This is a genomic window from Pseudonocardia humida, assembly GCF_023898865.1.
Classification (GTDB): Bacteria; Actinomycetota; Actinomycetes; order Mycobacteriales; family Pseudonocardiaceae; genus Pseudonocardia; species Pseudonocardia humida.
This window is the reverse complement of sequence record NZ_JAGSOV010000105.1, coordinates 1-21,717: the sequence shown is the minus strand read 5'-3', so window position 1 is coordinate 21,717 and position 21,717 is coordinate 1. Positions and strand designations below refer to the sequence as shown.

The 21,717-nt window shown below is 73.9% G+C and carries 20 protein-coding genes; 8 read left to right on the top strand and 12 right to left on the bottom strand.

Annotated features, from left to right (window positions below):
* Positions 1-292 precede the first annotated feature (292 nt).
* The 4 genes from KDL28_RS39320 to KDL28_RS39305 all read right to left on the bottom strand — a co-directional run bounded on the left by KDL28_RS39320 (position 293) and on the right by KDL28_RS39305 (position 5,269).
* Positions 293-2,281: an acyltransferase family protein gene (locus KDL28_RS39320; protein ID WP_252446574.1), complete on the bottom strand. Its 1,989-nt coding sequence runs from the start codon at positions 2,279-2,281 to the stop codon at positions 293-295.
* Positions 2,282-2,382: 101 nt separating this feature from the next.
* A complete protein-coding gene (locus tag KDL28_RS39315) occupies positions 2,383-3,099 on the bottom strand; it encodes a transglycosylase SLT domain-containing protein (RefSeq protein WP_252446573.1) in 717 nt (238 codons plus the stop codon).
* A gap of 362 nt (positions 3,100-3,461) precedes the next feature.
* Positions 3,462-4,574: an S-adenosylmethionine:tRNA ribosyltransferase-isomerase gene (locus KDL28_RS39310; RefSeq protein WP_308216135.1), complete on the bottom strand. Its 1,113-nt coding sequence runs from the start codon at positions 4,572-4,574 to the stop codon at positions 3,462-3,464.
* Positions 4,571-5,269 (bottom strand): SDR family NAD(P)-dependent oxidoreductase, encoded by a 699-nt coding sequence (locus KDL28_RS39305; RefSeq protein ID WP_252446572.1) that lies wholly within the window; start codon positions 5,267-5,269, stop codon positions 4,571-4,573. Before KDL28_RS39305 ends, KDL28_RS39310 begins: the two co-directional genes overlap by 4 nt.
* Before the next feature lie 59 nt (positions 5,270-5,328).
* Between KDL28_RS39305 and soxR the strand changes: the two genes are divergently transcribed.
* Positions 5,329-5,799, top strand: coding sequence for a redox-sensitive transcriptional activator SoxR (gene soxR, locus KDL28_RS39300; RefSeq protein ID WP_252446571.1), 471 nt, complete (start codon positions 5,329-5,331; stop codon positions 5,797-5,799).
* A 60-nt stretch (positions 5,800-5,859) separates the two neighbouring features.
* Here soxR and KDL28_RS39295 read toward each other — a convergent pair whose 3' ends face one another.
* The gene (locus tag KDL28_RS39295; RefSeq protein ID WP_252446570.1) at positions 5,860-6,984 is read right to left on the bottom strand and encodes a polysaccharide pyruvyl transferase family protein; all 1,125 of its coding nucleotides are present in this window, start codon (positions 6,982-6,984) and stop codon (positions 5,860-5,862) included.
* 374 nt (positions 6,985-7,358) lie between these two features.
* On the opposite strand from KDL28_RS39295, the gene KDL28_RS39290 reads away from it, so the two are divergent.
* A complete protein-coding gene (locus tag KDL28_RS39290) occupies positions 7,359-8,126 on the top strand; it encodes a hypothetical protein (RefSeq protein ID WP_252446569.1) in 768 nt (255 codons plus the stop codon).
* Positions 8,127-8,143: 17 nt separating this feature from the next.
* Complete coding sequence (locus KDL28_RS39285) at positions 8,144-8,917, top strand: tyrosine-protein phosphatase (RefSeq protein WP_252446568.1); 774 nt, start codon at positions 8,144-8,146, stop codon at positions 8,915-8,917.
* Positions 8,918-8,938: 21 nt separating this feature from the next.
* Here the strand turns inward: KDL28_RS39285 and KDL28_RS39280 are convergent, their stop codons facing one another.
* Together KDL28_RS39280 and KDL28_RS39275 are read right to left on the bottom strand one after the other, a co-directional pair.
* Positions 8,939-9,331 carry a hypothetical protein gene (locus KDL28_RS39280; RefSeq protein WP_252446567.1) on the bottom strand — a complete coding sequence of 131 codons (393 nt, stop codon included), beginning with the start codon at positions 9,329-9,331 and terminating at the stop codon, positions 8,939-8,941.
* Positions 9,332-9,341: 10 nt separating this feature from the next.
* Positions 9,342-9,569, bottom strand: coding sequence for a hypothetical protein (locus KDL28_RS39275; protein ID WP_252446566.1), 228 nt, complete (start codon positions 9,567-9,569; stop codon positions 9,342-9,344).
* Between the two features lie 148 nt (positions 9,570-9,717).
* On the opposite strand from KDL28_RS39275, the gene KDL28_RS39270 reads away from it, so the two are divergent.
* From KDL28_RS39270 to KDL28_RS39260, 3 genes are all read left to right on the top strand, one after another.
* A complete protein-coding gene (locus KDL28_RS39270; RefSeq protein ID WP_252446565.1) occupies positions 9,718-10,899 on the top strand; it encodes an acyl-CoA dehydrogenase family protein in 1,182 nt (393 codons plus the stop codon).
* An 11-nt stretch (positions 10,900-10,910) separates the two neighbouring features.
* Positions 10,911-11,927, top strand: a complete 1,017-nt coding sequence (locus KDL28_RS39265) for an acyl-CoA dehydrogenase family protein (RefSeq protein ID WP_252446564.1) — start codon at positions 10,911-10,913, stop codon at positions 11,925-11,927.
* Between the two features lie 68 nt (positions 11,928-11,995).
* A complete protein-coding gene (locus KDL28_RS39260) occupies positions 11,996-12,526 on the top strand; it encodes a DUF2087 domain-containing protein (protein WP_252446563.1) in 531 nt (176 codons plus the stop codon).
* A 6-nt stretch (positions 12,527-12,532) separates the two neighbouring features.
* Here the strand turns inward: KDL28_RS39260 and KDL28_RS39255 are convergent, their stop codons facing one another.
* The 5 genes from KDL28_RS39255 to KDL28_RS39235 form a co-directional block, all read right to left on the bottom strand.
* Positions 12,533-13,513, bottom strand: a complete 981-nt coding sequence (locus KDL28_RS39255) for a DUF3592 domain-containing protein (protein WP_252446562.1) — start codon at positions 13,511-13,513, stop codon at positions 12,533-12,535.
* A gap of 4 nt (positions 13,514-13,517) precedes the next feature.
* On the bottom strand, positions 13,518-15,191 hold the full coding sequence (locus tag KDL28_RS39250; RefSeq protein WP_252446561.1) for an ABC transporter family substrate-binding protein: 1,674 nt from the start codon (positions 15,189-15,191) through the stop codon (positions 13,518-13,520).
* Between the two features lie 73 nt (positions 15,192-15,264).
* Positions 15,265-17,427: an ABC transporter ATP-binding protein gene (locus KDL28_RS39245; protein WP_252446560.1), complete on the bottom strand. Its 2,163-nt coding sequence runs from the start codon at positions 17,425-17,427 to the stop codon at positions 15,265-15,267.
* On the bottom strand, positions 17,424-18,455 hold the full coding sequence (locus KDL28_RS39240) for an ABC transporter permease (protein WP_252446559.1): 1,032 nt from the start codon (positions 18,453-18,455) through the stop codon (positions 17,424-17,426). Before KDL28_RS39240 ends, KDL28_RS39245 begins: the two co-directional genes overlap by 4 nt.
* Positions 18,456-18,477: 22 nt before the next feature.
* Positions 18,478-19,455 carry an ABC transporter permease gene (locus KDL28_RS39235; protein WP_252446558.1) on the bottom strand — a complete coding sequence of 326 codons (978 nt, stop codon included), beginning with the start codon at positions 19,453-19,455 and terminating at the stop codon, positions 18,478-18,480.
* 348 nt (positions 19,456-19,803) lie between these two features.
* Here KDL28_RS39235 and KDL28_RS39230 point away from each other — a divergent pair, with 348 nt between their 5' ends.
* A complete protein-coding gene (locus KDL28_RS39230; protein WP_252446557.1) occupies positions 19,804-20,319 on the top strand; it encodes a PadR family transcriptional regulator in 516 nt (171 codons plus the stop codon).
* 54 nt (positions 20,320-20,373) lie between these two features.
* Positions 20,374-21,480 carry a peptide chain release factor 2 gene (prfB, locus tag KDL28_RS39225; protein ID WP_252446556.1) on the top strand — a complete coding sequence of 369 codons (1,107 nt, stop codon included), beginning with the start codon at positions 20,374-20,376 and terminating at the stop codon, positions 21,478-21,480.
* Positions 21,481-21,717 lie beyond the last annotated feature (237 nt).

Sequence of the window (21,717 nt, the reverse complement as noted above, 5' to 3'; positions counted from 1 at the left end):
GTTGGCATGGCCGTCCCGACCCCCGCCAGCGTGGTACCGGGGTCGGGTTGGCGCGGTGTGGCGGGGGCCGTGCCGGCCATGCACGCTGCGCGTGCCGACGCGACGGCAGGGGGCACTTCTCCGGGGACCGGCGAGGGATCGGGGAGATGGCGGGGTCCGGCGGGGGTCCCGGGGCACCGCGCGCACCGGGTGGCCACGACGCACACGTCGTGACGTGTGCGCCGTGGACGCTAGGTGCGGGCGGTGGCCGGTAGGTGTGCGCGGTGCTCGGGCTCACCCGGCTAGGCCACGGCTAGGCCTCCAGCGCGGCCACGATCTGCTCCTCCAGCAGTCCCGACATCGACGTCGCGTAGCTGGCCGTGAGGTGGTTGTCGTCCATGTAGACCAGCACGTTGCCGATCACCGCCGGGCACCGCGCGGCGTCGCAGAGGGCGTCGGAGACGTCCAGGAACGACACGTTGCCCGGCACGTCGTCGCGCTGGGCGTAGGGCGGGACGGCCGCGTAGACGGCTTCCCGGTCGGCGCCGCAGTCGGGGCCGCCGGTCTGCACGCAGTCGGGCACGGAGTGGTCGAAGCGCGGGTTGTCGCGCACCGCCAGCACCGGGATGCCCAGGCCGTCGAGCTGGCGCCAGCGCTCGACGAAGCCGGGCGGGGTCTGCTCGGTCAGCCCGGCGCGCACGTCGCGGCTGGCCAGGGTGACCACCGCGTCCGGGGCCAGCTCGGCGATCTCGGCGGCCGCGGCCTCGCCCCAGTTGAGGCAGTCGACCTCGTCGGGCACGACCTCGGAGACGGTGGAGAACGGGCAGGCGCCGCGCACGATGGCGGTCAGCTGCCAGTTGCGCTGCTGGGCCACCGGCACCAGCGCGCCGGTCAGCTGCTGGAGGTGCGAGTCGCCGACCACGACGATCCGGCGCTCCGGATCGCCCTCGACCGGCCGGGTGCAGCGGTCCATCGGGAACCGGGCCAGCGGGGCGCAGTCCCAGTGCTCGATGCGCACCCAGTCCTCGTAGACGGTGACCGGCGCGGGCAGCAGCGGGGCGGGCGGGGCGTCGGCGCCGACCAGGGCGAGGGCGCCGGGGTGGAAGGCGCTGCCGACGGTGCCCGGCTGCTGGGCGCGCTCGGCCAGCGCGACCTGCCACCCGCCGGCCACGAGCAGCACGGCGACGAGCCCGGCCGCGGCGAACCGGCGCCCCGGCGCCCGGCCCTTGGCCCTGGCCAGCACCGGCTTCTCGACGAGGTGGTGGGTGAGCACGGCCAGCACCAGCGACAGCGCGATGATCGCGGCCCCGCCGACCGGCCCGACCTCCTCGCGGTCGCGGCTGACCAGGTACAGCACCAGCAGCGGCCAGTGCCACAGGTAGAGCGCGAAGGAGATGTCGCCCAGGTAGCGCATCGGGCGGGCGGCGAGCAGCCGGTCGACGCCGAAGCGCGACCCCGAGCGGCCGGCCAGCAGGACGAGCCCACCGCAGATGGTCGGCCAGAGCGCCGCGTAGCCGGGGAACATCGAGCCGACCTGCAGCACCATCCCGCACAGCAGCAGCCCGACGACGCCCGTCCAGCCCATCGCCACGCGCGCCGTGCGGCCGGGGGAGGTCCGGTCGATCCACAGCGCCAGCAGCGCCCCCAGCGCGAACTCCCAGAGCCGGGTCAGGGTGTGGAAGTAGGCCAGCAGCTGGTCGGAGTCGGTCAGCGCCATGGAGTAGCTCAGCGAGGCGACGAACACGCCGAGCACGGTGAGCGTGAGCCGCCCGTGCAGCCGCTCGGGCGCCCGGCGGGTGGTCAGCACCACGAGCGCGATCAGCAGCGGCCACAGCGCGAAGAACTGCACCTGCACCGACAGCGACCAGAAGTGCTGCACGACGCTGGCGGCGTTGTTGCGCGCGCCGTAGTCCACGGCGTCGGCGGCGAGCTGCCAGTTCTCCAGGAACAGCGCCGAGGCCAGCAGCTCACGGATCGTCTGGGCCCAGCGGCCCTCCGGCAGCAGCGCCGCGCCCGCGACGCCCACCGACAGCAGCACGACCAGCGCGGCCGGGCCGATCCGCAGCACCGTGCGGCCCCAGCGCCGGCGCAGGCCCAGCGCCCCGCCCTCGGCCGCCCGGGCCAGTTGCGCGGTCAGCAGGAACCCCGAGACCAGGAAGAACACGTCGACGCCGCCGGAGACCCGGTTGAGCCAGACGTGGTAGACGACCACCAGGGCGACCGCGAGGCCGCGCAGGCCCTGCAGTTCGGGCCGGTAGCGGCGTGCGGTCGTGCGGGTGGGGCTGTGGAGTGGTGCGCTCATGCGTCCTTCCGGCCGGACGGGGGAATCCCGGCATGAGGACAGGTTAGGAACGCGGTGGTCTCGATACGGTGACGGGAGGCGCTCGATCCGGTCGGTGTCGTTCAGTAGCCGGTGTAGCCGCCGGAGGAGTTGGTGCGCCCACCGGCCTCGAGGGTGTCGACACCGTACCGGTCGATCATGTAGTTGACCCCGGCGGTGATGTTGGCCACCGGGTCGGTGATCGGGCGGTCGGCCAGGCTCGGGTCGACGTAGTGGTCGAACGTCGAGGGGATCGTCTGCATCAGCCCCTGCGACGGGCGGCCCGCGCGGGCGTTGCTGTCCCAGTTGTTGATCGCCCGGGGGTTCCCGCCGGACTCCTTCATGATGATGTTCTTGACGCCGGGGGCGAGGTCCTGCGGGAGGTCCAGGACGTCCAGGGCCTCGGCGATCCAGGCGTCCACGCCGCCCTTGGAGATCAGCTCGTCGAGGCGGGCCTGCTCCTCGCGCTCGGCCTGCTCGCGGGCGAGCTGCTCGGCGAGCTGCTGGGCCAGGTCGGCGCCCTTGCCCAGGCGGGCCAGGTGGTCGTCGGCGGCGGCGAAGCCGTCCGACTCGCTGATCTCGAAGGCGACCGGCGCCAGCGAGCCGATGGTCATGGGCCCGGGCGCGGCGCCGGGGTCGACGACCGGGGCCCGCAGCGTGGCGCTGCTGGCCGCGAGCGCGGCGTTCAGCTTGGGGGCCTCCTCGGCGCCTGCGGTGGGGGCGGCCTCGGTGAGGGCCGGGACGAACGCGCTGAACGTGCCGGTGGCGACCGCGCCGACAGCGGCGGCGGAGGCCAGCACGCTGGTGCGGAGGGTGGGTCCCTTCGGGCCCGGGGAGCGGGCGATGAGCTGGGTGGCCGGGATCGAACCCGACCTCTGCGCACGTCGACCACGGGGGGAGCGATGACCTGCCACGAGCCCTGCCTTCCAGCGCGGGGGAGCGATCCGATCACTGCGCCACCGGTTCGGGGGGACCGGACGAGCCGCGCGAGGTGGGGGAGCGGCGGCTCGTTGCGCATGTGATCGGATCGTGACGCCTGGCGAGAACCTTATGAGGACCCGTCGGCGTTGAACAAGGTCCGGACCCGCCTGTGGGCGCTGGTGGGCGGCCGTTCACCGGGTCCGTCACCGCCGGCGGCGACGGGCGGCGACGGGACCAGCGGTCACCGGCCGCGACGAACGGGGATCGGCTCGGGGAGCAGCAGGCAGGAGTCCCCGAACTCGTGCCACAGGTACCCCCGCTCGACGGCGGCGGCGTAGGCCCGGTCGACCAGCTCCGCCCCGGCCACGGCCTCCAGCAGCAGCAGGTGCGACGCGCGCGGTTCGTGCCAGCCGGTGACCAGTCCGTCGACCACGCGGGCCGGGCGGTCCGGCCCGAGGACGAGGTCGGTCCAGCCCGACCCGGGCCGGACCCGCCCCGCGCCGTCGGCGACCGTCTCCAGGGCGCGGGTGACCGTCGTGCCGACCGCGACGACCCGGCCGCCCGCCGACCGCGTCGCGTGCACGGCGGCCGCGGCGTCGGCGGGCACCGCGTACCGCTCCGGCAGCGGCACCTCCCCGGCCTCCGGCGACGACACCCCGGTGTGCAGCACGACCCGGGCGACCCGGACACCGCGGGCGCGCAGGCCGTCGAGCACGGCTCCGCTGACCGGTCGTCCGGCGCTGGGCATCTCCGCGCTGGCGAAGTCGCCGTCCGGCTCGGCGTGCACGGTCCGGTGGACCGGCAGCGCCCGGCGCCGCGCCAGGTAGGAGTAGCTGATCGGGCGGCCGACGGCCCGCAGGTACGCCGGCAGCGCCGCGCCGCTGTCGAACCCGGTCGTGTCGAACCCGGGGGTGTGGAACTCGGCGAGCCAGAGCCTGCTGCCCACCGCGACGGCCGGGTCCGGGTGGGCGGCCCGCAGGTGGGCGGTCGCGCCGCCGGGCAGCGCCACCCGCTCCCCGGCCCGCCCGTCCCGCACCCGCTCGCCGTCGTCGGTGCGCAGCTCGACCACCCAGCCGGGGTCCTCGCGGGCCGGGCCGGAGACGTGCACGGCGACCGGGCGGCCGTCCGCGCGCCGACCGTCGACGGCGGCGGGTTCGGTGTCGGAGGTGTTGAGCACGAGCAGGTCGCCGGGGCGCAGCGCCGAGGGCAGGTCGCGGAAGCGCAGGTGGCGCAGCGGCCGGGCGGGCTCGGCGACCAGCAGCCGGACCTCGTCGCGGGCCAGCCCGCGCTCCTCGGGCGGTTCGGCGGCCGCCAGCTCCGGCGGCACGTGCAGGGCCGTCGTCAGCGCGGTCACGCCGGCTCCCCGACGGTCTGGTCGGCGAGGTCGGCGGCGCGGTAGCGGCCGCTGCCCGGGTGCTCGGCGAGCAGCCGCAGCAGGGCCGGGACGACCGCTTCGGGCTCCGGGCGGTCGGAGATGTCCTCGCCGGGGAAGGCGCGCTGGTGCATCTCGGTGCGCATGTCGCCGGGGTCGAAGGCGTAGACGCCCAGCTCGGGCTCCTCGGCGCCGAGCACGGCGGCCAGCTGGTCGAGCGCCGCCTTAGCGCTGCCGTAGCCGCCCCAGCCCGGGTAGGCCTCGACCGCGGCGTCCGAGCTGAGGGTCACGACCGTCCCGCGGTTGGCCCGCAGCGCGGGCAGCGCGAGCTGGGTGAGCGCGAGCGGGGCCAGCACGGTCGTCTCCAGTACCGCGCGCAGGGCGTCCAGGGGGTACGCGTGGAGCGCGGGCAGCGGCGACGGGCCGAGCTCGCCCGCGTTGTGCACGAGCAGGTCGAGTCGCTCGCCCGCGGCCGCGACGAGCTCGGCGCGGAACCGGGGGTCGGTGACGTCGCCGGCCAGCGCGACGACGCCGGGCAGCCCGTCGGTGGCCGCGCGCAGGCGGGCCGGGTCGCGCCCGCAGGCGACGACGGTGCGGTCGGGGTGGGCGAGGGCGGTGGTCAGCGCGCGGCCGAAGCCGCGGCCGGCCCCGGTGACGATGGCGGAGTGCGGTGTCATGACCGTACAGTGCGACTTGAAGTCAGCTTGAAGTCAACCGCCGGAGGAGGCGAGGGGGCATGGACGCGACCGACCTGCTGACCATCGGCGAGGTGGTGCGGCGCAGCGGCTTCCCGGCCTCGGCGCTGCGCTATTACGAGCGCGAGGGGCTGCTCAGAACCACCCGGACGTCGGGCGGCCAGCGCCGCTACGAGCGCTCGGTGCTGCGCAGGCTCGCGTTCATCCGGGCGGCGCGCACGATCGGGGTCGGCCTGGAGGAGGTGCGCGAGGCGCTCGACCGGCTGCCCGAGGGGCGCACGCCGAACCGGGCCGACTGGACGCGGCTTTCGAAGGCCTGGCGCGGGCGGCTCGACGAGCAGATCGACGCGCTCAAGGCGATGCGCGACGGGCTGGACTCGTGCATCGGCTGCGGCTGCCTGTCGCTGCAGCGGTGCAAGCTGTCCAACCCGGAGGACTGGATCGCCAGCCGCGGGCCCGGGGCCCAGATCTTCCCGCCGCTGCTGCGCCGCGCACCGGTCGACAGCCCCTGACGCGCCGAGGGCGGCGGCGCCGATCGGCGCCGCCGCCCTCGGCGAGCGGAACGGGGTGGGTCAGGAGGAGAGCAGCCGGGGGCGGGCGGACCAGCGCGCCGGCAGGGTGCGGTCGACCCAGGCGTGCAGGTCCTCGATGGGCGGGCGGGTGCTGATGGAGGACTGCTCGTGCTCGGCGAGGAACGCGGTGGTGCGCTCCTCCCAGCCCACGCCCAGGCACGGCACGCCGGCCGCCACGGCGAAGATCAGCGCGTGCAGCCGCAGGCCGAACAGCGCGTCGGCCTCGGCCACGACGGCCTTGGCCAGCGCCGGGGGCAGCTGCGGGCCCAGCACCGGCACCCGCTGGCCCAGCCGCTCGCCCAGCTCGGTGATCAGCACCTCGTCGCGGCGGGGCAGTCCGAGGCCGTAGTCGGCGTGGGTGCTGATGGCCAGTCCGGCCACCGCGCCACCGCGGTCGATCCAGCGCCGGGCCAGCGACTCGGCGGCGTCCTGCAGGCAGTCGACCAGGATCGGGTTGGGCAGCGCCTTGGGCGCCACCAGCAGCAGCGGCACGGCCGGGTCGACGCCGGCGGCGCTCAGCGCGCGGCGGGCGTCGGCGCTCGGGGCCGGGGTGAGGCCCATGGCCAGGTCGCCGACGACCGGGGCGACGATCTCGTCGCCCAGCGTCGCGGCCGAGACCTCGTCGCGGACGGTGATGCGCCCGGGCTTGCGCACCGAGCGGCGCAGCAGGTCGAGCACGCGCTCGGGGGTGCCCGGGTAGACGCCGATGGCCACGTAGGTGATGTCGCGGCCGCGCGCCGTCGCGGCCCACACGATCGCCGGCAGGGCCTTGACCAGCGGGGAGGCCCCGGTGCCGAACAGCCCGCCGCCCACCACGGCGATCCCGTCGCACCACTTGAGCGCCTTGACGAAGGCGACGCCCTCCATGGCCACGGCGGCCACCTTGTGCAGGGCCTCCACCATGCGCGGGTTGCGCGAGACGACCTTGATCTCGGTGTCCTCGGGCAGCTCCTGCAGCGTGCGGGCGAGCATGGCCTCGTCGCCGGTGTTGCCGTTGCCGAAGTTGCCGATGATGAGCACCCGCGTCGGGCGGGGCGTGACCGCGTCGCGGTTCTCCTCGGCGGCGTGGCGCCGGCCGAGGTCGGCGAGCTGCTGGCGGATCAGGCTGGAGCGGGGGTCCGTCATCGAGTTCCTCGGGTTCGGCGGGCAACTCTCCGTGATCGACGGCCGAGCTTGCGGTGGGGAGGTGGCCGCCGTTCCCGGGCAGCCTACGGGGTGGCCGCGGGCCGTTCGACAGCGCATTCCGGGGTGCGGGCCGGAACCGGGCAAGATCGCTGGTCGGGTCGTGCCCGGTCGCTGCACGCGCACATCTCGCTGCACTAGGTGTGGGAGCTGGCGAGCGACCGAACGTTGGTCAATGCAAGAGTCCGAATAGTCCAACTTATCTGGAGCAGACGTTCCGCCGAGTGACGTAGTCGCCGTCGGTTCGCGGCATTCACCGGCGCCGATGCCGGAATCGGCCGCTCCGTCGGACGGCGTACGACCCGTACGATCGGCCGGTGATCGACACGCTTCCCGGATCGGCCGCCGGTACCGCGGCGCGACCGGCGCGCAGCCGGCCGCGCGGCGCCCGCCGCGCGCTGGCCGGGACGGCGCTCGTCCTGCTGGCGCTCGGCGCGTCCGGGTGCAGCGGCGAGGTGAGCGGACGGGCCGACGCGGCCGCGACCCCGGCGCCCACCGGTCCGGCCCCGCGCACCACCGCGGCCGCCGGACCGGGCGCGCCGGCCCCGACGCCCGATCCGGGCCTCGACGAGGCGGCCGACGGCCTGCGTCCCTTCCTGCTGGTGCCCGCCGAGATCGGCCCGGGCTTCGTCGCCGGCGACGAGCCGCGGCCCGACCCGCAGGCCCCGGCGATCTGCGGCGGCCAGGGCGTGGTCGCCCAGTTCCCGTACGCGGTGCGCGTCGGGGCCGGGTTCACCGGGCCCACCGAGGGCGTGTTCGTCCAGGAGACGGTGAGCGTCTACGGCGACGAGGCCACCGCGGAGGCCGCCTTCCTGGCCAACGAGCAGGGGCTGTCCTGCAGCCAGGGCGAGGCGTCCGGCTCGCCGGTGGTGATCACCCCGGCCGAGGACCTCGTCGTGGACGTGCCGGCCGACGAGTCGACCGGCTGGCAGATCGGCGGCGACGGCTTCGACCTCGTCCTCATCGCGGTGCGCTCCGGTGAACTCGTCGTGAACTTCGCGTTCGTCGCCCCGGAGGGGCGGTCCGCCGGCCTGCCCGACCCGTTGGCGGTGTCGCGCGCGGGGGTCGAGAAACTCACCGGCTGAGACATACCGTGGTCCGCGTGGACACCTCCGTGGACCGATGGCTCACCTTCGAAGGACTCGACAACGTCCGCGACGTCGGCGGCCTGCCGGTGCGCGGCGGCGGTCGCACCCGCAGCGGCGTGCTGCTGCGCAGCGCCGCGCTGCGCGCCGTCACCCCCGCCGACGTGGCCCGCCTCGTCGACGACTTCGGCCTGCGGCTGGTGCTCGACCTGCGCAGCCCGGTCGAGATCGAGCGCGACGGGCCGAGCGCGGTGGCGCGCGCCGGCGTGGAGACGGTGGCGCTGAACTTCATCGGCGCCAGCCGGGAGATCCTCCCCGAGGCGGGCGACACCACCGACCCGGTCCTGCGCAACTACCTCGGCTACCTGTCCGACCACCCGGCCAACGTGGCCGAGGGCGTGCGCAGGCTGGCCGCCGAGGACGCCGGGCCCACGCTCGTGCACTGCGCGGCGGGCAAGGACCGCACCGGCGTGCTGGTCGCGATGGTGCTCGACGCCGTCGGCGTGGAGCGCGACGCCGTGGTCGAGGACTACGTGCTGTCCGCCACGCAGGTCGAGGCGATCTTCAAGCGGCGGGCGGAGGTGCTCGGCGAGCCGGTGCCCGACGACATCGACGTGCACAAGCCCCGCGCCGAGGTGATGGTCGCCGTGCTCGAGCACCTCGACGCCGAGTACGCGCGCGAACCCGGTCGCGGTGGCCCCGAGGGCGGTGCGGCGGGCTGGCTGCGGACCAACGGCCTGGCCGACGCCGACCTGGAGCGCCTGCGGGTGCACCTCACGAGCACCGGCTGACCCGGGGGACGATCCTCGCAGTCAGGGGAGCTCTTCGATGGTGACCGTCGTGTCGAGCTTGCGCAGCGAGCCCGGCTCGCCGGTCACCGCGGGCCATCCGCGGCGTCGGGCGCTGGCCGCGACCTGGCCGGGCACGATGTCGTCGAGGCCGGAGGCGGCCAGCAGCAGCCCGGACTCCAGCGCCGATGCCGGGTCGAGCTCGTCGATCACGGTGATCGGCAGGTCGAGGAGCACCTGCAGCGCGGCGTGGTGCTCGGGTCCGAGCAGCGCCCAGGCGCGGCCCAGCGCCGCGCTGGGCACCGCCAGGACGATGTTCTCCTCGACCGCGGCCCAGACCAGCGCCCGGACGTAGACGGGTCGGCCGGTGGCGAAGGCCTCGAGCGCGGTGACGTCGAGGACGCGCCCGCCGATCACGCGGCCGCCATCAGACGGCGGTCGCCAGCGTCCGGCGGGCCTGGGCGAGCTGGTCGGCGGGTGGGGGACCGCCGTACAGGTCGGCCAGCACGGCCAGGGAGCGCTCGCGGCCCCGGCGGGCGGCCAGCGCCTCGGCGACGTAGGCCGACACGCTGGGGGCGGTGCCCCGGTGCACGGCGCGCCGCGCCTCGGCGACCAGGTCGGCCGGCAGGCTGAGCGTGATCCGCTCGGTGCGCATGCCGGCACAGTAGCGGTCCGGTCACCGCACATCCGGGATCGCGGCCGGTTGTGCGTCGTGACCAGCGGGCGTGGCGGGATCCCGGCCCCCGGGTTACTCACGAGTATGCCAAGGTGGGGCGAGTGAGACGGTGCGCGAGGAGGCCCCGATGGACCTGAGCTACACCGCAGCCGAGGAGGAGTTCCGCAGCGAGCTGCGGGCGTGGCTGCAGGCGAACATCCCGGACGAGTGGGTGCGACCGGGGTTCTGGGAGGCGCTGCCCGACGACGAGAGCTTCCAGCTCCGCCGCGACTGGGAGCGCGACAAGGCGATGGCCGGCTTCGCCGGCATCCAGTGGCCCACCGAGTTCGGCGGGCGCGGTGGCACCCCGGGCATGAAGGCGATCTACGACGTCGAGATGGTGCGCGCGCGGGCCCCGCAGACGGTCAACCCGCTCGGCCTGGCGTTCCTGGCCCCGACGGTGATGGCCATCGGCACCGACGCCCAGCGCAAGGAGATCATCGGGCCGCTGCTGCGCAACGAGGTCATCTGGTGCCAGGGCTTCTCCGAGCCCGGCGCCGGTTCCGACCTCGCCGCACTGGCCACCCGGGGCGTGCGCGACGGCGACGACTTCGTGGTCAACGGGCAGAAGGTCTGGACGACCAACGCCATGCACGGCGACAAGGTCTTCACCATGGTCCGCACCGAGCCCGACTCGGCGCGCCACCGCGGCATCTCGATGCTGCTCATCGACATGCACCAGCCCGGCGTCGAGGCCCGCCCGCTCAAGCAGATGAGCGGGGCCAGCGAGTTCGGCGAGGTCTTCTTCACCGACGCCCGCGTCCCGGCCACCGACGTGCTCGGCGAGATCGGCGACGGTTGGCGCACGGCGATGCTGCTGCTGTCGTTCGAGCGCGGCGCGTCGGGCATGGCCCAGTACACCGAGTTCCGCCGCCAGTACGACGAGGTCGTCGAGGTGGCCACGCGGCTCGGCAAGGACCGCGACCCCGTGCTGCGGGCCAAGCTGGCCCGCGTGCTGACCGACCTGGAGTGCCTGCGGCTGCACGCCTGGCACGTGCTCACCCAGGTCGAGCAGGGCAGCGACCTGGGCTTCGAGGCCTCGATGACCAAGCTGATGTGGTCGGAGACCTCGCAGGACCTGTGGGAGGTCTACGACGAGCTGCTCGGCGAGGACGCCACCCTCGACCGGCTCCGGCTCGACGACCTCGACCTCGACCTGCGCCCGCTGCACGCCCAGGCCATGTGGTCCCGCTCGGTCACCATCTGGGGCGGCTCGTCGCAGGTCCAGCGCAACGTCACCGCCGAGCGCGTGCTCGGCCTGCCGCGGTAAGGGGTCCGGGCATGTTCTTCGCACTCACCGACGACCAGCGGGAGTTCGGTGCCGCCGTGCGCGGCTACCTGGCCGGGCGCTTCGACCTGGAGGCCGTGCGCGGCGTCTTCGAGGACGCCGACGGCCCCGGTCACCCGGAGTCGCTGTGGAAGGCCGCCGCCGAGCAGGGCTGGCTGGCCGTGACCGTCCCCGAGGAGCACGACGGGCTGGGCCTGGGCCTGGTCGAGGCCCAGGTGATCGCCCGGGAGCTGGGCGCCGGGGTGGCGCCGGGTCCGTGGCGGGGCACGGTGCTGGCCGCCGAGGCGGTCCGGCTGGCCGGTTCCGACGAGCAGCGGGCGGCCTGGCTGCCGCGGCTGGCCTCGGGCGGCGCGGTCGGGGCGTTCACCACGCGCGGCCGCGTGCCGGGCGTGCTGCCGACCGTCGAGTACGGGGGGCTCGCCGACGTCGTGGTGGCGCCCTCCGGCGACGGGCTGGCGCTGGTCACCGACGGCGCGGCCACCCCGCGCGGCTCCTACGACGGCACCACCCGGATCGCGGCGGTCGAGGCAGGCGGGGCGGAGGCGCTGCCCGGCGCGAGCCCCGCCGTGGTGGCCGAGCTGACCGCCCGGGCCACCGTCCTGGTCGCCGCCGACCTCGTCGGCGTCGCCCGGGAGGCCCTCACCCGCACGGTCGCCTACGACCGCGACCGCGAGCAGTTCGGGGTGCCGGTCGGCTCCTTCCAGGCGATCAAGCACGCGCTGGCCGACCTGCACGTCGCGGTGACCATGGCCGAGCACGCGGCGCTCTACGCCGCGCACGCCGTCGACGCCGGGCTGGAGGGCCGCGACCTCGCCGTCGCGGTGGCCAAGGCCAAGGCGAGCGACGCGGCGCTGGACGCCACCGCGGCGATGATCCAGTACCACGGCGGCATCGGCTACACCTGGGAGCACGAGGCGCACTTCTTCTACAAGCGGGCCAAGCGGCTGGCCGGCCAGTTCGGCACCGCCGACGAGCACCGGGCCCGGATCGCGGACCTGACCATCGGCTGACCCCGGGGGTCGTGCGCGAGAATCACGGTCCCGACCGCGAACGCGCACGACCCCACGGGAGGACTCCGATGAAGGCTGCCGAGATCGTCGGACTGCTGGCCGAGCCGGAGCGGCTGCGCGTGCTGTCCGCGCTGGTGCTGGGCGCGCGCTCGGCGTCCGCGGTGGCCACGGCCACCGGGCTGGGCGCCCGCGAGGTCGGCCGGGCCCTGCAGAGGCTGCAGGCGGGCGGGCTGGTCGACGGCTCGCTGGCGGTGCGCGTCGAGGTGATCAAGGACGCGGCGATCGCGGCCGCCCCGCCCGGCGGGGCCGACCCGGACGTGGCCGACGAGGTCGTGGGCCGGTTCGTCCGCGACGGCAGGCTGCTGTCCATGCCCGCCCACGACACCAAGCGCCGCCAGGTGCTGGAGTTCCTGGTGCAGAGCTTCGAGCCGGGCAGGCGCTTCCCGGAGCGCGAGGTCGACGCGGTGCTGCGGGCGTGGACCGAGGGCGGTGGCGTCGACCACGTCACGGTGCGCCGCTACCTCGTCGACCACGGCCTGCTCGCCCGCGAGGGCGGCGACTACTGGCGCATCGGCGGCTGGGTCGACGTCAGCGCGTGAGCGGGGTCAGGACGGGTCGGAGCCGCGCAGGGCGCCCAGCCACAGGCCGAGGGCGGCGGTGAGCGCGGTGGCGGAGGCCCAGGTGAGCACGCCGCCGCGGTCGACGTAGGTCCACAGCAGCGCGAGGAACGGGGCCGGCACGACGAGCGGCAGGTCCGCGCGCAGCTGGCGGGCCATCCGGGCCAGCGCGGCGGCGCGCTGCCCGACGGTGTCGTCGGGCCGGCTCGGGTTGTCGGTGCGGTGCCCGCGCGGCTCGGTCAGCCGCACCGGGCCGGAGGGGACGAGGGGGTGGACGCCGTCCGGGCCGGTGACGGTGGCGGCGACGACCCGGTCGCGCAGGGGATCGCCGTGCAGCCGCACGGTCGTCGGTGCGGGCAGGCCGACCAGCACCGGGTCGAAGTGCACCGGGATCCACCGCTGCGGGTTCGACTCGGTCTCCAGGTAGGAGCGGGTCCACAGGCCCTGCTGCCAGCGCACCCGGCGCACGCGCGCGGTGCGCACCGGGCGGGCGAACGCGCGCCGGCGCACGGTGATCTGCCAGGCCAGCGCGCCGAGCACCCCGACCGCCACGACGACGGCGAGCGAGAGCACGGTCAGCCATCGGTCGCCGTCGACGAGCACCTGCGCGCCCGGGACCAGCGGGGCGCTCGGGTCGGCGGGGTCGAAGGCGACCTCGGCGCGGGTGCCCGCGGCCGGTGCCGGGCCGCCGACCGCGACGACGTCGACGCGCTCGGCGGCGCCCGGAGGGGTCCAGCGCAGCCGCACCGCCGGACCGCCGTCGGCGGAGTCATCGGCGGGCCCGTCGACGACTCCGAGGGTCCGCCCGGTGGCGGTGGCGATCCGCTCAGCGGTGGTCGCGAACGACACCGCCGCCGTCGTCGCCAGCAGCGCGCACACGGCCAGCACGAGGCCGGTCGCGAGCAGCGCGTGGCGCAGCGGGCGGAGGGCCAGTGGCCCCCCGCCCGCCGCGGTCCTGCTCAGCCGCACCGCATCAGGCGGTGAAGCCGATCTTGGTGTAGTCGTAGTCGGCGAAGCCCTTGGCCCCGAAGTTGGCCACGTTCGGCTTCACCGCCCATGCGTCCGGGCGCTGGTACTGCAGCAGTGAGTGCCCGAGGTTCCAGACCTCCTGGTCGATCTCGTTGATGATCTCGGCCTGGCGCACCGGGTCGAGCTCGGCGTTGGCCTGCACCAGCAACTCGTTGATCTTGTCGTTGCCGATCCGGCCGTAGTTCTGGTCGACCGAGTCCGGCGTCAGCCGGTAGATGCCGCTGGCCGAGCTGATCGGCGAGGGGGTGCCGAGCCAGGAGAAGTGCGTGATGTCGAAGTTGCCGACGTACACGAACTGCTCGAAGAAGTTGTCCAGCGGCACCGACTCGATGTTCACCTGGACGCCGATCGCGGCCAGCTGCTGCTGGACGATCTTGGCCTCGGCCTCGCTCACCGGGGTGCCGGTCGGGATGACGTCGCGGATCGCCAGCTGCTGGCCGTCCTTGGCCCGGACGTCGCCCTGCAGCGTCCAGCCCAGCGCGTCCAGCTCGGACTTGGCCTTCTCCGGGTCGAAGGCGACCACCCCGGAGTGGTCCTCGTAGCCGGCCTGGCCCTCCACGAACAGGTGGTTGCCCAGGGGCTTCGCGTCCGGGACGATCGGGCCGATCTGCGACTGGGTGAGGATGTTGCGGTCGATGCCCTTCATGATCGCCAGGCGCAGCGCCGGGTCGGCCAGGATCGACGTCGGCGCGCCGTTGAACGTGATGTGCCGGAAGTTCGGGCCCTTGGCCGTGCGGATGACGGTGTCGGGCACCTGCTGGGCCCGCTGGAACGTCGACACGCTCGGACCGATCTCCAGCACGCTCAGCGTGCCGTTGGCGTAGGCCTCGGGCTGGGCGGAGGAGTCCAGCGCGACGTAGACGATCCGGTCCAGCTTGGCCGGCTCACCCCACCACTTCTCGTTCTTCACGACGGTGACGCGCTTGGCCGTGTTGTCGATCTGCTCCAGCTTGAACGGGCCGGCGCCGTCGAGCGGGCCGTTGCGCCAGCCGTCGTTGAACACGGCGGGATCGGACATCGTCTCGCGCGGGTAGAGCGGCAGGAAGTTGCCCTTCCAGTCGGCGAACTTCGACGAGAACGTGACCACGACCTCCTGGGGCGTGGCGCCCTGGGCGACCGACTGGATGACGTCGTAGCCGGTGGTGCTCGACACCGTGTAGGCCGCGTTGGAGCCGTTGAGCGCCTTCCACTGGGCCTCGAAGTCGGTCCAGTCGATCGGCCGGCCGCTGTTCCAGGCCGCCTCCGGGTTGAGCTTGTACGTGATGACCTGCGGGTCCTCGCTGGTCACCTCGGCGGACTCGAGGTAGTTCGGGTCGATCTGGTACTGGCTCTGCGCGTCGCCCTTCATGATCTCGGGCATGAAGGAGTCGATGATGTTCTTGTTGTCGCGCTCGGTGCCGTCGAGCTGGTGGTAGTTGTACTGCGGCGGCAGGCTGGAGATGGCCCAGAAGAAGTCGCCGCCGTCGCGCACCTGGGCGTAGTCGACCGGGTTGATGTCGTTGCCCTCGGCGGGCGGGGCACCACCTGAGACGTCGCCCGTTCCGCCGCCGGCACTGCCGCCGCCTCCGCCGCCACAGGCACTCAGCACGAGCGCGGTGGTCGCGGCCAGCGCGACCAACCCTGCTCCCCGACGTGACGATCTCATCGGTGTTCCTCTCATCGTTCTTCCCGGGTTGGGGGGTACTGCCGGGTCACACCACGGTGCGGATCCGCGCCCAGTGGCAGGCGACTTCGTGGTCGGCGACGGGCGCGTCCGGCTCGGCCGGGAGCGCTCCCTCGCGCGGGGGCTCGACGTCGATGCAGCGCTGCTGCTTCTCCTCGTCGAGGGTCGCGAACAGCTGGCAGCGGGTGCGGAACCGGCAGCCCGACGGCGGGTTCGCGGGGCTGGGCAGGTCGCCGGTCAGCAGGACCCGCTCGCGGCGGCGCTCGACCTCGGGGTCGGGCACCGGGATCGCCGACAGCAGGGCCTGCGTGTACGGGTGCTGCGGGGCGGCGAAGACCTCCTCCACCCCGCCGATCTCGACGATCTTGCCCAGGTACATGACGGCCACCCGGTCGGCGATGTGGCGCACCACCGACAGGTCGTGGGCCACGAACAGGTAGGCCAGCCCGAGGCGGGCCTTGAGCTCGTCGAGCAGGTTGAGCACGCCGGCCTGGATGGACACGTCCAGCGCGGAGACCGGCTCGTCGAGCACCAGCACCTTCGGTTCCAGGGCCAGCGCGCGGGCGATGCAGATCCGCTGGCGCTGCCCGCCGGAGAACTCACCGGGGTAGCGGTTGATCTGCTCGCTGCGCAGCCCCACCAGCTTCATCAGCTCCGGCACCCGGCGGCTGATGTGGTCCTTGTCGAAGCCCTGGATCTCCATCGGCTCGGCGATGAGGTCGCGCACCGGCAGCCGCGGGTCGAGCGAGGCCATCGGGTCCTGGAAGACGATCTGCAGGTCGCGCCGGATGCGCTTGCGGTCGGCCCGGGACAGCCCCTCGACCTGGGACCCGAGCACCTGGATGGACCCGCCCATCGGCGGGTCCAGGTTCATGATCTCCATGATCGTCGTGGACTTGCCGCAGCCGGACTCGCCGACCAGCCCGAGCGTCTCGCCCGCCCGCACGTCGAAGGTGACGCCGTCCACGGCCTGGACCGCGCCGACCTTGCGCCGGAACAGCCCGCCGGTGCGCACCGGGTAGTGCTTGACCAGCCGGTCCACCCCGAGCACCACCTCGCGGTCGATGCGGGTCTCGGCGTCGACCCGCTCGGCCTCCACGACGTGCGCGTCGAACAGCTCGGCGGCCAGGTCGCCGCCCTCGGCGTCGGCGGCGGCGAGGTCGGCGGTGCGGATGCAGGCGGCCCGGTGGTCGGGCCCGGCGCCGGGTGCCGGGAGCAGCTCCGGCTCGCCCGCGTCGCACGCCGCCTCCCGCAGCGGGCAGCGCGGGGAGAACGGGCAGCCCGGCGGCAGCGCGACCAGCGAGGGCGGCTGGCCCTCGATCGGCACCAGCGGCTGGCCGCGGCCGACGTCCAGGCGCGGGATCGACCCGAGCAGCCCCAGCGTGTAGGGCATGCGCGGGGTCGCGAAGATCTCGTCGACGGTGCCGGACTCGACCGCCTTGCCGGCGTACATGACGATCACGCGGTCGGCCGTGCCCGCGACCACCCCGAGGTCGTGGGTGATCAGCACGATCCCCGCCCCGGTGACCTCCTGGGCGGTCTTGAGCACCTCCAGCACCTGGGCCTGCACGGTGACGTCCAGCGCGGTCGTCGGCTCGTCGGCGATGATCAGGTCGGGGTCGTTGGCGATCGCCATCGCGATCACCGCGCGCTGGCGCATGCCGCCGGAGAACTCGTGCGGGAAGGCCTTGACCCGCTCGGCCGCGTTCGGGATGCCGACCAGGTCGAGCAGCTCGACGGCGCGGTTGCGCGCGGCGCTCGGGGTGGTCGACCGGCCGCCGTGCACCAGCAGGGCCTCGGCGATCTGGTCGCCGACGGTGTAGACGGGGGTGAGCGCGGAGAGCGGGTCCTGGAAGACCATGGCGACCTTCCGGCCGCGGATCCGGGACAGCTCGGTGTCGGACAGCCCCAGCAGCTCCTGGCCGCGCAGCCGGATGGAGCCGCCGATCCGCGCCGAGGGCGGCAGCAGGCCCATCACGGCCAGCGAGGACACCGACTTGCCCGATCCCGACTCGCCGACGATGCCGAGCACCTCGCCGGCCGCGACCCGGTAGCTCAGCCCGCGCACCGCCCGCACCCTGCCGTCCTCGCTCGGGAACGACACCTCCAGGTCGCTGACCTCGAGCAGCGCCGCCGACGGCTCGCCCGGGCGGCCGGGGTCGGCCAGCACGTCGGACTCGTAGGTCGTCACGACGGCTCCTCCTGGCGGGCGCGCGGGGTGCGGGGGCGCTCGACCTCGACGTCGGGGTCCTCGTCGTGGCGGACCTTGCGGCCGCGCCGGGCGTTCGGGTCGAGCGCGTCGCGCAGCCCGTCGCCGATGAAGTTGACCGCCAGCACCGAGACCACCAACAGCCCGCCGGCGAACAGGAACAGCCACGGCGTGGTGAGCGCGGCCGTGCTGCCGTCGCGGATCAGCGTGCCCAACGAGACGTCCGGCGGCTGCACGCCGAAGCCGAAGTAGGACAGGCCGGTCTCCAGCAGGATCGTCGAGCCGACCGTGATGGTCACGTCGATGATCATCAGCGAGGCCATGTTGGGCAGGATGTGCCGGCGGATGATCAGGCCGGACGGGGCGCCCATGAACCGCGCGGCCTTGACGAACTCCCGCTCGCGCAGGGTCAGCGTCATGCCCCGCAGGATGCGGGCGGTGATCATCCAGGCGAACATCCCGAGCAGCAGCACGAACAGGATCCAGCTGCTGCCGCGCAGCGCGGGCGAGATCACCGCGATGATCAGGAACGAGGGCAGCACCAGCAGCAGGTCGACGACCCACATCAGGCCGCGGTCGACCCAGCCGCCGAAGTAGCCCGCGCACGCCCCGACGACCGAGGCGATCACGATCGAGATCGCCGCGGTGAGCAGCCCGATCGTCAGCGACCGCTGCAGCCCGCGCATGGTCTGCGCGAACACGTCCTCACCGATCTGGCTGGTGCCGAACCAGTGGCTGGCCGAGGGCCCCTGCAGGAAGGACAGGTAGTCGTACTCGTCGTAGCGCCAGGGCGCGAACAGCGGGCTGGTCAGCGACAGCGCGTAGAGCAGCACCAGGATGACGAGCCCGGTGAGCGCGAGCCGGTTGCGCAGGAAGCGGCGCAGCACCAGCTTGCCGCGGGTGACGCCCTCGGTCTCGGCCTCGACGGCGTCCAGCGGCACGTCGACCGGGTTCGCTCCGCCGGTCGGCACCGCCTTGCCCGTGCCGCCCGTGACGTCTGTCGTGGTCATCGCAGGGTTCCTGTCTGCCGGGTCAGCGGAGCCGGACGCGCGGGTCGAGCAGCGCGTAGAAGACGTCGGACAGCCATCCGGAGATCAGCACCAGCACCGCGACGAACAGCGTCACCGTGGCGGTGATGTTCGTGTCGTCCTGCTCGATGCCGTAGACCAGCCAGTCACCCATGCCGTACCAGCCGAAGATCCGCTCGGTGAAGGTGCCGCCGGTGATCAGCAGCCCGAAGCCGAACGCGAACAGGGTGGCCATCGGCACGAGCGCCGTGCGCAGGCCGTGCTTGAACAGCGCCTTGCGCCGGGTGAGCCCCTTGGCCTGGGCGGTGCGCAGGAAGTCGCTGCCCAGCACGTCGAGCATCGCGCTGCGCTGGTAGCGGCTGTAGTAGGCGATCTGGCCCAGCGCGATGGTCAGCGTGGGCAGCACCAGGTGCTGGACGCGGTCGACGAGCGCGGCCCAGAAACCGCCCTGGAACCCGGGTGTCGTCTCGCCGGTGAACACCAGCAGTTGCGCCCCGGCCGCGCTGTTGAGCTCCAGCGCGAGGTACTTGAGCAGCAGGCCGAGCAGGAACACCGGCGTGGACAGGATCACGAAGGAGAAGAAGGTGGCCGCGTAGTCGCTGAAGCGGTACTGGCGGATCGCGCTGGCCACCCCGAGGATCACGCCGAGCCCGATGCCGACCACCGTGCCCAGTAGGAAAAGCCGCAGGCTGACCCCGATCCGCCGGGGGAGCTCGTCGCTGATCGACTGGTTGACCACGGTGCGGCCGAAATCGCCCTGCACGGCGTCGCCCAGCCAGAGGACGAAGCGCTGCGGGATCGGCTCGTCGAGACGCAGCTCGGCGCGCTTGGCGTCGATCGTCGCCTGCGGCGGCGGGGGGTTGCGCGCCTGCAGCTTGCCGACCGGGTCGAAGGTCATGGCGGCCAGGGCGAACGCGAGGAACGTCGCCACGAGGCACAGGGCCACGTAGTTCACCAGGCGTCGGGCGAGGAAGCGGGCCATGCCTCTCCTTGCTTGCCGATGGGTTGCACCGGTGTCGACTTTGTCCGGAGAAACCGGTGGGCCCTCCGAACTACTGGCGGGTACCTTGTGGGGCCCCGTGTGAGTTCGATGTGAGTTTCGTACCGCATCCGGTGACGGGTCGCATTTCGATGCGCATCCGTTGCCCGGGCGCCGAGGTCATCCCTCCGGCGGAGCACCGCGCTCGGCCGGACGCGGGGGCCTCCCCGGAGGGGGAGGCCCCACTGCGCCGTCGCAGCCGCCCGCACACGTCGTCGCACAGTGCGGCCGCGCAGTTCAGCGGCCCACTGTGGAGCTGCGGATACCGGTCCGGAATGGCACGGTGGGGGAATGCCGCCCGCGAGAGCGACTCCCGTCAACTCCACCGCCGCCGCACTGCTCGGGCTGCTGCACACGGGCCCGATGACCGGCGGCCAGCTGGTCGCCGCCGCCGGGGAGCAGTTCGGGACGTTCTTCTCGGTCACCCGCAGCCAGATCTACCGCGAGCTCCCGGCGCTGGCCGACGCCGGTCTGGTCCGCCCGGGCAAGCAGGGCCCCCGCGGCTCCCAGCAGTACGTGATCACCGCGGCCGGCAAGCGGTCGTTCAAGGCCTGGGTGGCCGGCGGGTCGGGCGCCGACACCTTGCGCAGCCCGCTCGTGCTGCGCCTGCTGCACGCCGGCTCCCTCACCCCCAAGCAGCGCGCCGACCTGCTCGGCGGCAGCCGCGCGGAGTACGCGTCCCGGCTGGAGGCGGCCCGCGCGGCCGCCCGCACCGAACCCGACCCCTACCGCAAGGCCGTCGCCGACTTCACCGTCGCCCACACCCGGGCGATGCTCAAACTGGTCGACGCCATCCCGGCCGACTAGGCCCACCCGGGCCTCGCCCGAAAGGTCTCGCCGGTCCGCGTACCCTGGAGCGTCGTGAACCCCGACGTCGCGGCCGATCTGAAGGACCTCTCCGGCACCCTGGAGAACATCGAGGCTGTCGCCGACCTGCCCGCGCTGCGCGCCGAGATCGCCGACCTCTCCGACCAGGCAGGCCAGCCCGACCTCTGGAACGACCCCGCCGCCGCCCAGCGGGTGACCAGCCGCCTCGCCCACGCCCAGGGCGACCTGCGCCGCCTCGAGGAGCTCCGGCGCCGCCTCGAGGACCTCCCGGTGCTCTACGAGCTCGCCGAGGACGAGAGCGACGAGTCGGCCATCGCCGACGCCGACGCCGAGCGCGTCAAGCTCCGCGAGGACGTGTCCGCGCTGGAGGTCCGCACCCTGCTGTCGGGGGAGTACGACCCCCGCGAGGCCCTGGTGACCATCCGCGCCGAGGCCGGCGGCGTCGACGCGGCCGACTTCGCCGAGATGCTCATGCGCATGTACCTGCGCTGGGCCGAGCGCCACGGCTACAGCACCGACGTCTACGACACCTCCTACGCCGAGGAGGCCGGCATCAAGTCGGCCACCTTCCAGGTGCACGCCCCGTTCGCCTACGGGACGCTCTCGGTCGAGCAGGGCACCCACCGCCTGGTCCGGATCTCCCCGTTCGACAACCAGGGCCGCCGCCAGACCTCGTTCGCCGGCGTCGAGGTGGCGCCCGTCGTCGAGTCCAGCGACGAGGTGGAGATCGACGAGAAGGAACTGCGCGTCGACGTGTACCGCTCCTCGGGCCCCGGCGGCCAGGGCGTCAACACCACCGACTCCGCCGTCCGCCTCACCCACCTGCCCACCGGCATCGTGGTCTCCTGCCAGAACGAGCGCTCCCAGCTGCAGAACAAGGCCTCGGCGATGATGGTCCTGCAGGCCAAGCTGCTGGAGCGGCGCCGCCAGGAGGAGCGGGCCAAGATGGACGCCCTCAAGGACACCGGCTCCTCCTGGGGCAACCAGATGCGCTCCTACGTGCTGCACCCGTACCAGATGGTCAAGGACCTGCGCACCGACTACGAGGTCGGCAACCCGGCCGCCGTGCTCGACGGCGACCTGGACGGCTTCATCGACGCCGGCATCCGCTGGCGGCGCAGCCAGGGAGCCGACAACTAGCCCGTCCCGGCCCACTCCCACGCCCACCCAGCCGCACGAGAGTGACTCTCGTTGCGCTGGGTGGGACGAGAGCCACTCTCGTCTCGCTCAGGTGGGTGCCTCCGCGACCGCGCACACCTACCGGCCACCGCGCGCACCTAGCGTCCACCGCGCACACGTCACGACGTGTGCGTCGTGGCCACACGGTGCGCGCGGGGGCCCGGGCCCCCGCCGGACCCCGCCATCTCCCCGATCCCT